The sequence below is a fragment of the Acidiphilium sp. 34-64-41 genome, assembly GCF_002282635.1.
GTDB classification, from domain to species: domain Bacteria; phylum Pseudomonadota; class Alphaproteobacteria; order Acetobacterales; family Acetobacteraceae; genus Acidiphilium; species Acidiphilium rubrum.
This window is the reverse complement of the sequence record NZ_NCJX01000157.1, coordinates 3132-5641: the sequence shown is the minus strand read 5'-3', so window position 1 is coordinate 5641 and position 2510 is coordinate 3132. Positions and strand designations below refer to the sequence as shown.

The window sequence follows — 2510 nt, the reverse complement described above, 5'->3', positions numbered from 1 at the left end:
ACGGCCGGAACGCAAAAGCGCGGCTTGCTCATTGGCCCAAGCGTAGAAATCACGCTCATAGAGGCTCGAATTGCTCATTTGGAGTGCTCCAAGAGACCACGACGGGTCGGTAAATCAGGCTCTAGCCCCACCAGCGGCGGCTGCGTAGGCGGATCGAGGCCAGGGCCGGTCGGTAGCTGACGCTCGCCTTGGAACATGGCCGGAATCTTTTCGAGTGGTTCCATTGCAGTCGAGCCAAGTTCTTTTTGGTCTTGCTGTTCATCCGCAGAGACCAGAACGGCGGCAGAAAACAGGCTGTAGCGGATGCCGTCGCGCGCACCAGACCACGCTATGCGATCATTGACGATGTAGGCGCAGCTTGTGCCGTTTGGTCCAATTTGCCGGACTTCAATCCATAAGTTTTCGCGCAAGGCATCAAGGGCCCGCTGTAGAGTTCGCACGGAGCAGCGTGCCAAACGAGCAAGGTTCGACTGGCTGACCACGATGGCGTTATGGCGGCCCATCTGGGCCACGAGGACCATCATCACAGAGGCGGCCCGTGGATTCTCAGCCGCCAAGATAGACCAGCGTTCGAGGGCAGCGCGTTCAACCTGTACCCATGACCCCCCTGGTGCTGTCGTCAATCCTACCTGTTTCTCACGGCCCGCTGCCATGTCGTACCCCTAAGTCATACGTGTCGTATTTTAGGTCAAAAACGACGTAGGGGTAGGTCATTTAGTTGTCGTAAGTCAAGACAAATTTGTCGTAAAAGTAGACAAACCTACGACACAGCTGGTGTCGTACCCCTACGACACCAGCTGTGTCGTACCCCCCCCTAATAACTAATTGAAAAAAAATGGTAATTTTCTTGACCATTCTATGATCTAGAGGAGCACCCCCGAAGGGGGCTGCCTGCCGTGCAGGTAGTCCACGGGGATGCGTAGCGGAGCGCCCCCTATATGGGGCTAGCGCAGCGCAGCCTTCCCGGTGGACCCACCTGTGCGGACGGGCTGATCAGGCGGCCCTCCGGGCCGATTAGCAAACGGAAAATCGCTTCGCGATTTGATTATGAATAGCGGCCTGCACAGCGCGCGAATGCGCGCTGTGCAGGCCGCTCCGCACTAAATTTTGTGCCTGGCGCGGACGCTACGCGTCCTACGGATCTCCCGCGCTGCGCTCGATCCGCGCCACTAGGACAAAAACCAGGCACGGCTAGAAAACGCAGCAATGGGATCGACGTTTCCCTGCTTCTGCTCAAAACCACACGTCATAGGATGTTGAGCCGCCCAGAAGGGGATACTGACCTAATAATCGCCAGATCTTTGCGTTTTTCGCTTTGCTGAGGTTCCCTGCCTCTGCCTGGTCCAGGGCGCGTGTCTCGCGGCGTCCGCGCTCTGCGCGCGGCCCGCTCGTCGCGCCCTGTCCCTCTCCTGCCCGGCGCACGCCCTGCGCCCGTCTGCCCCTGCCCCGCCGGATCGGCAGGTTCGCGTTGGCCGCGCTGAACGCGCGGCACGCTCACCGCCGAACCGGCATCACCGTCCCTGGCGCATCGCGCCCCTGCTACGTCATTTTGCGTTTTTCGCTATCACGTGCTTCAAGGTCGTTATAAACGTGCACTTTAGCATTGGCTGCGCCAATGCTGTGCGACCAGGAGATAGCTGTGGCGAATTTTCACGTGTCTGTGAAATCAGTAAGTCGGCGCACGAAGCGCAGCGCTGTTGCAGCCGCCGCGTACCGAGCCGGTCGCGACTTGCGCGACCTGCGCACCAACGTCGTCCACCGCTACCGTAGTCGGTCACCCAGAGTCGCCCATTCGGCGATTTTTGCGCCGACTGACGCACCAGCGTGGGCTTACGACCGCGCCGCCCTTTGGAATGCCGCAGAAGCTCGGGAGACACGCGCCGACGCGAAAACCGCGCGCGAGTTTGAAATTTCGTTACCGTGCGAACTCGACGACCAACAACACCGCTCACTTACCGACCAGTTTGCTCGATTCTTGGTCGCGCGGTACGGCGTCGCGTGTGACGTCGCGATTCATCGTCCGGATCGCGGAAACGACAACCGCAACCATCACGCGCATCTCCTGACCACAACTCGGTCGATAGGAGAGTCGGGCCTGGGCGCAAAAACGCGGATTCTCGACAGCCCACGGACCAGCAGCGCCGAAATCGAGCTAATCCGCGCTGAATGGGCCGCGCTTTCGAATAAAGCGTTGGCTCAGGCGTCGACCCTAGCGCGCGTTGATCACCGATCTCACGCTCGGCGACGTCTGGTCGTGCGCCCCACGCTTTACCAGGGGCCAGCCGTAAGTGCACTCGCGCGGCTCGGTGTTGCGACGGGCCGGTACACGGAAAATGCGACGATCCGCGCGCACAACGCCCGCATTGACGCCCTCCGCGCGGTCCTGCGGGCTGCTGCTGCCGCGCCGCCCACACCTGCGCCCTTGCCCGTGCGCCTGACCGTCCCTGGCCTACCCCTCACGCGGCCAAGCGTCCGCCTTACGCGGCCCCCTGTGCGACCGGCAACCGCCG

The 2510-nt window shown here is 61.2% G+C and carries 2 protein-coding genes; one reads left to right on the top strand and one right to left on the bottom strand.

The annotated features are described in order from the left end of the window. Positions 1 to 74: 74 nt before the first annotated feature. Complete coding sequence (locus B7X49_RS18445; protein ID WP_286840599.1) at positions 75 to 524, bottom strand: helix-turn-helix domain-containing protein; 450 nt, start codon at positions 522 to 524, stop codon at positions 75 to 77. Positions 525 to 1615: 1091 nt separating this feature from the next. Between B7X49_RS18445 and mobQ the strand changes: the two genes are divergently transcribed. Further along, positions 1616 to 2510 (top strand): MobQ family relaxase (mobQ, locus tag B7X49_RS18905; RefSeq protein WP_353744450.1); only part of this gene is annotated, 895 nt, incomplete at its 3' end.